General features: G+C 69.0%; 4 protein-coding genes and 1 pseudogene. 1 reads left to right on the top strand and 4 read right to left on the bottom strand.

Annotated features, from left to right (window positions below; translation table 11 throughout):
- A partial coding sequence (locus D7V93_RS35090) for an NAD(P)H-dependent flavin oxidoreductase (protein ID WP_208723258.1) occupies positions 1-636 on the top strand: 636 nt, incomplete at its 5' end.
- Here D7V93_RS35090 and D7V93_RS35085 read toward each other — a convergent pair.
- From D7V93_RS35085 to D7V93_RS35065, 4 genes and pseudogenes are all read right to left on the bottom strand, one after another.
- Entirely contained in the window at positions 633-2,144 is a 1,512-nt protein-coding gene (locus D7V93_RS35085; RefSeq protein WP_158623935.1) for a serine/threonine-protein kinase, read from the bottom strand. The genes D7V93_RS35090 and D7V93_RS35085 overlap by 4 nt on opposite strands.
- A gap of 191 nt (positions 2,145-2,335) precedes the next feature.
- A complete protein-coding gene (locus tag D7V93_RS47025; protein WP_244237689.1) occupies positions 2,336-4,789 on the bottom strand; it encodes a serine/threonine-protein kinase in 2,454 nt (817 codons plus the stop codon).
- Between the two features lie 12 nt (positions 4,790-4,801).
- Positions 4,802-6,085 (bottom strand): serine/threonine-protein kinase, encoded by a 1,284-nt coding sequence (locus tag D7V93_RS35070; protein ID WP_120647514.1) that lies wholly within the window; start codon positions 6,083-6,085, stop codon positions 4,802-4,804.
- A 208-nt stretch (positions 6,086-6,293) separates the two neighbouring features.
- Positions 6,294-6,508 (bottom strand): annotated as a pseudogene (locus D7V93_RS35065) (serine/threonine protein kinase); the annotation flags it as partial.

Genomic DNA, 6,508 nt, shown 5'->3' with positions numbered 1-6,508 from the left:
GCCCAGGGGCGGCAGGCGGGAGGGCGCAACCTGGGCAGCACGCCGATGCTGGCGCTCGTGCGCGAGCTCCGGGCGCTGTCGGCGGAGGTGCCGGTGCTGGCGGCGGGAGGCATCGCGGACGGCTTCAGCGCGGCGCGGGCGCTGTACCACGGCGCGGACGGCGTCTGGGTGGGCACGCGGCTCGTCGCGTCGGTGGAGGCGTACGCGCACCCGCTCTACAAGCAGCGACTGGTGGAGGGGGATGCGGGCGACACGACGATGACGACGTTGTTCGGGCCGGAGTGGCCGGGCACGCGCATGCGGGTGATCCGCAACCGCGTGGTGCGCGAGTGGGCGGGGCGCGAGTCACGCGTGCCGAAGCCGGCGCAGGCGCCGGAGGCCATCGGGACGACGCGGCTGTTTCCCGGCGTGCTGGACGTGCAGTACGTGATGCCGAAGTTCAGCGCCTTCCTGCCCACGCCGGACACGCAGGGGGACATCGAGGAGATGAGCCTGCCGGCGGGGGGCGCGAGCATGTCCCGCATCGACACCGTGCAGCCCGCGGGGCAGATCGTCGTGGAGATGATGGAGCGTGCGCGTCGGCTCCTGGAGTCGCCCGAAGGTCTGGACGACGAGGACGAGGACGACCGGGGTTAGGGCGGGGGCAGATGCTCGTTGAAGCGGGCTTCCCACCCGTTGAGCGCGTCGTGGATGTACTTGCACTCCTGCACCGTGGTTGTACGGGCGGCGGAGCGGCGGAGCTGCACCAATCCTTCCTGCAGATCCGCAGGTTGCGTCTTTCCCTTGCTGCGGCGGTTCAACTCCGTGAAGAGCCTACTGATGCGCAAGAGAAGCTTCTTCTGTTCCTGCTTGTGCCCGATGGGAGTCTTGGTGCCCGCGTCGGTCTGAATGCCCGCGTCAGTCTGAATGCCCGCGTCAGTCTGAATGCCCGCGTCAGTCTGAATGCCCGCGTCAGTCTGAATGCCCGCGTCAGTCTGAATGCCCGCGTCAGTCTGAATGCCCGCGTCAGTCTGAATGCCCGCGTCGCCCAATTTGACGGGGAAGCGGGGGGGATCAGGGGGCGCCGGCTCCGAGCCCGGGTGCCTGGGCCAGACGGCCGCGACGCCCACGCTCAAGAGCAACAGCGCCCCGGCCACCCACGCTCCGAGTCCTCGCGGACTCCGCAAGGCCTTGAGGGCCTCGAGTGTGTCGGGAGTGAACGTGTCGGCGCCCGTAGTGGTCGGCGGTAGCGAGGGAGCTGCGTCGCGCCTCGTGACGTCCGGTGCATGGGGCGCCACGTGCAGCGGGAGGCGCTTCAGCTGTTCCCGCACTGCCTCTGCGGAAGCGGGCCGCAGGGAGGGGTCCTTGGCCAGCAGGTGGAGCACCAGGGTGTCGAGCTCCGGTGGGATGCCCGGGACGCGCGACGAGGGCATCGGCGGCGACTGATCCAGGTGCGCGAACATCAACTGGACGGAGTCGCCCTGGAACGGACGCTCACCCGTGAGCAGCTGGAACAGCATCACGCCCACCGCGTAGAGGTCCGTCGCCGGACCCACGGTGCCTCCGCGGATCTGCTCCGGCGCCATGAAGTCCGGGGTGCCCAGGATGGAGCCATCCGAGGTGAGGGGGCTCTCTCGCGACTCCAGCAACTTGGCGATGCCGAAGTCGACCAGCTTGATGGCGGTTGGAGTCCCCGGCGATTCGACCACGAAGATGTTCGCGGGCTTCAGGTCGCGGTGCACCACGCCCGCCCGATGCGCGGCGCCCAGCGCGGCCAGCATTTGATCCAGGACCCAGACCGCGCTCTCCACGTCCATCCGGCTCTTCGCGCGGACGAAGTCGGAGAGCGGTCGCCCTTGCAGCAGCTCCATGATGACGTAGGGACGCCCATCCGGAAGGCTGCCAAATCCAAAGATATCGATGATGCCCGGGTGCCGGATGGCATTGACCGCGCGGGCCTCCACGAGCAGGCGTTGCACCAGTTGCGGGGAGACGAGTTCCAGGCGCAAGACCTTGATGGCCGCCTGTTTGCCAATGAGGGGATGCACGGCGCGGTACACCACGCCCATCCCGCCTGACCCGATGCGCTCCTCGATGACGAATTCACCCAGCTGCATGCCCAGCAGCGGATCCACGGGAGCGGCGGACCGCGACTCCGGGCGCACGGACTTCTCGGAATCGATTCTTGAGGAGCGAGTGCTTTTCATGGGCGCGGGCGCAGCGAACATAGCCACGCGTTCGCGGAGCATTCAAACCTCACGAAGAACGCTTCCACCGGACGCCGATGATCCGATGGGATGACCCATCCAGGGTCGTGGCTGACTTCCTGGGCAGCGCGAGCTGCGGCCCGCGTTGATCACCTGGGTAAGGGCGTTCTCAGCTGCTGCTGCCAGGCATCCAGCATCAGGTTCAGGTCCATGCGTTCTTTGGCCGTCTGCTCCTGGGCTGCGCGGTAATAGAACTCGCGGAGCTGCCTGCCGAGGCCGGACGTGTCATTTCCTCCGGTTCGTTCCTGAAACTCTCCGGTGAGCTGTTCCAGCCGCAGGGCCAGCTTCTGCTCCGCCTTGGTGCCCCTCCGTACATCCTTCAGCGCCTTCAGCGTGGCGGTAGACAGGGGTGGCGCCGGTTTCGAAATGACGGGGACTGGTGGTGGTTCGGCGGGAATTGCCGGAGGCGGGGCGACAACCTCGGGCGCGGGACGCGGCAGACGTCGATTGAAGTCCTCTTCCCACCTGCCGAGGGCATCTCGGATCGTCCCCCGCTCGTATTCGTTGCTCGCGACAACGGCTGACTGGTGGTGCCGGAGCAGGCCAGCGAGAAGATCCTTCGGGGGATTCCCTCCAGGGCTTCGGTCGAAGAGCCGGTCGTAGAGCAAATCCAGCCTCGTCGCCAAGCGCCGCTCGGAGTCAGTGCTCCGGGGAAGCACTGGCCGCGCGGGGCGTGTCGCGGTGCTCGGAGACGCGGCAACGGTGGGCTCCTTGGCCGCCTTGGCCGCCTGAGCCGCCTTGGCCGCCTGAGCCTCCTTGGCCGCCTGGGCTTCCTTGGCTGCCTGAGCCTCCTTGGCCGCCTGAGCCTCCTTGGCCGCCTGAGCCTCCTTGGCCGCCTGCGCCTCCTTGACTGCCTGGGCCTCCTTGACTGCCTGGGCCTCCTTGGCCGCCTGGGCCTCCTTGGCCGCCTGGGCCTCCTTGGCCGCCTGGGCCTCCTTGGCCGCCTGGGCCTCCTTGGCCGCCTGGGCCGCCTGGGCCTCTTTAGCCGCCTGGGCCTCTTTAGCCGCCTGGGCCGCCTGGGCTTCCTTGGCCGCCTGGGCCTCCTTGGCCGCCTGGGCCTCCTTGGCCGCCAGGGCTTCCTTGGCCGCCAGGGCTTCCTGGGCCGCCAGGGCTTCCTGGGCCGCCAGGGCTTCCTGGGCCGCCAGGGCTTCCTGGGCCGCCAGGGCCTCCTTATCGGTAGGCGGCGTGGATGGAGTCTCTTTCGCGATGGGCGTGACTTCCGTCGACGAAGCCGAGCGGCCCAGCCACAACGCTCCTCCCCCCAGCCCCGCGAGCAACACGGCGCCGCCCACCATCCAGCCGCGACTTCCGGTGCGCAGTGAGGCAGCGAGGCTCACGGTGCTCAAGCTCTCCGTGTGCGGCGAGGCGCTGGCGGACGCACGAGCTGGAGCGTGACGCGCACCGCGAACGGGCACCGGCAGAGAGCCCGGGAGCGGAAGTGAAGAGATGCGCCGGAGTTGCTGCCGCACGGCCTCCGCGGAAGCCGGCCGCAGGGCGGGATCCTTCGCCAGCAGGTGGAGCACCAGCGTGTCGAGCTCCGGGGGAATGCCCTCCGCGCGCGTGGACGGCAGGGGCGGTGGCTGATCGACGTGGGCGAACAGCACCTGCATCGGGTCACCCTGAAACGGCCGCACGCCGGTGAGCATCTGGAACGTCATGATGCCCACCGCGTAGAGGTCCGTCGCCGGACCGATGGTGCCTCCGCGGATCTGCTCGGGCGCCATGAACTCCGGAGTGCCCAGGATGGTGCCGTCGACGGTGGTGGGACTGTCGCGGGACTCCAGCAGCTTGGCGATGCCGAAGTCGACCAGCTTGAGCGTGGTCGCGGCGCCCGGCAGCTCCACGAGGAACACGTTGGCCGGCTTCAAATCGCGGTGCACCACGCCCGCCCGGTGGGCCGCTCCCAGCGCGGCCAGCATGTGATCCAACACCCAGAGGGTGGTGGGCACGTCCAGCCGTGTCTGTGCGTGGACGAAGTCGGAGAGCGGCCGTCCGTGCAGCAACTCCATGATGACGTAGGGTCGCCCATCCGGGAGGGTGCCGAATCCGAAGATGTCGATGATGCCCGGATGGCGGATGGCATTGACCGCACGGGCCTCCACCAACAGCCGTTCGTAGAGTTGCGGAGACACGAGCTCCGCCCGCAGCACCTTGATGGCCGCCTGTTTGCCAATGAGGGAGTGCGTGGCCCGATAGACGACGCCCATGCCTCCGGCGCCGATGCGCTCCTCGATGACGAAATCTCCCAACTGGGAGGAGAGCAGGGGATCCGAGAGCGGAGTGATGGAAGAGCGAGACCTCGCGGTGGCCGGTGGCCTCATCGTGGCGGTCTCCACTCCTTCTGGACTGGAAGGGCGGTTGGTTTTCATGCGGGACGCCCGCGCGGGCGCTGGACCATAGCCATGCCCTTGCATACCCAGCGACAAAACCTCTCGTGCTCGTGCAGATAAGGCGAAAGGTCTTGAGCGGCTTGCGAGGCGCAAGGGTCGGCATTGACTGCAACCTTTGCGCTCCGACTTTCCAGGAAGGACCGCCACCCACATCTTGGAATGCAGTTACTGGACGGGACCCAATGCCGCTTCAGGCCCACCCGCGGGAAGCATGACGGCGGACGGGCGCAGGACCGCCGGAGCACGGCTTCGGATCAGCACCGTCTCCCACGTGTCGAGCGGCCGCACCGGATGCTGCGTCTCCGGAACCGCGTCGGAAGCAGCCTTCACTGCAGCAGGTGCCTCCGGCGCATCTTCCCGCGCCCAAGTCAGCACGCCCGTTCCCATGCCCAGGAACGCCAGCGCCACGACGGCCGCCATCGCGATGGGCGCACGGCCCCAACGCGTCGTCGGCTGCGGCATGACGGACGGCAGGGGGGCCGCGAAGGTCGGCGGCGTGAACGCGAGGATGCTTCCCTTCGGCCCCTCCAGGGACAGCTCCCGCGCGAGCTGATGGAGTTGTTCGCGCACGGCCTGGGCAGACGCCGGACGCCGCGCGGGGTCCTTCTCCAGCAACTGGAGCACCAGCGCATCCAGCCCGGGCGCGATGCCTTCCGCCCGCGTGGAGGGCGCAGGCGGCGGCTGCTCCACCTGCGCGAACATCACCTGCATGTGCTCGCCCTGGAACGGACGGGCTCCCGTCAACATCTGGAACGCGAGGATGCCCACCGCGTAGAGGTCCGCCGCCGGACCCACCGGGCCCCCACGGATCTGCTCCGGGGACATGCACTCCGGCGTGCCCGTCATCGGGCGCTTCGCTCCGGACGGACGCTTCGCTCCGGACGGCGGCGGCGGCTCCTCCTGCATCACCTGCGCGATGCCGAAGTCCACGAGCTTGAGGGTGGGCGCCGTGTCCGGCACCTCCACCAGGAACACGTTGTCCGGCTTCAAATCCCGGTGCACCACGCCCGCCCGGTGCGCCGCCGCGAGCGCCGACAGGAGCTGATCCAACACCCAGACCGTCATCCCGATGTTCAACCGGCCCTGCTCGCGCAGCACGTCCTCCAGCGACCGGCCCTGGAGCAGCTCCATCACGACATACGGACGCCCATCCGGCAGCGCGCCGCAGTTGAAGATGTCCAGGATGCCCGGGTGCCGGATGGCGTTCACCGCCTTCGCTTCCACCAGCAGCCGCTGCTCCTGCTCCGGCGACATCAGCTCCGCCCGCAGCACCTTGACGGCTGCCTGCTTGCCGATGAGCGGATGCACCGCGCGGTACACCACGCCCATGCCGCCCGCGCCGATGCGCTCCTCGATGACGAACTCGCCCAGCCGCATCGACACCAGCGGATCCACGACCGGCGGGGTGCCGCGCTCCGGCGCCGGGTCGGGAATTCCTGGAGTGCTCATGGGGGCGCCGGCCATCGGGTGAGGGTACCGCGCGCACCGCCGTCGTTTGAAACAACCCGGTCCGCGCTGGCCCCGCTCGGCTGCCTGCCGCTCGACGGGGACACCTCTCCCCATGGCACGGCCTCGTGCCGGCGTCCACCCATCCCACCGCTTCCCCGCTGCGGAAGCACCTCTGTCCGCGCGCTCTCCGGGGAATGCCTGTCTCAGCTCACTTCGGGAAGCGCTTCTTCAGCTTCTCCTGCCAGGCGTCCAGCGCCTGGTTCACGTCCATGCGCTGGGTCGCGGTCTGCTCCCCCGTGGCGGAGGTGTAGATCTGCACGAGCTGCCGCGTGAGGTCCGGAGCCACGTCCAGGCCTTCCGTGCGCCTGCGCAGCTCCGCGACGAGCCGATCCAACCGCTCCGCCAGCCTCTGCTCGGCAGCAT

It is taken from the genome of Corallococcus llansteffanensis, from assembly GCF_003612055.1.
GTDB classification, from domain to species: Bacteria; Myxococcota; Myxococcia; order Myxococcales; family Myxococcaceae; genus Corallococcus; species Corallococcus llansteffanensis.
This window is presented reverse-complemented; position numbering and strand designations above follow the sequence as displayed.

What these genes read in the sequence shown, in the direction of transcription:
- D7V93_RS47025 (WP_244237689.1), bottom strand. Translation starts at nt 4,789, where the DNA reads ATGTGGGTGGCGGTCCTTCCTGGAAAGTCGGAGCGCAAAGGTTGCAGT.
- D7V93_RS35070 (WP_120647514.1), bottom strand. Translation starts at nt 6,085, where the DNA reads ATGAGCACTCCAGGAATTCCCGACCCGGCGCCGGAGCGCGGCACCCCG.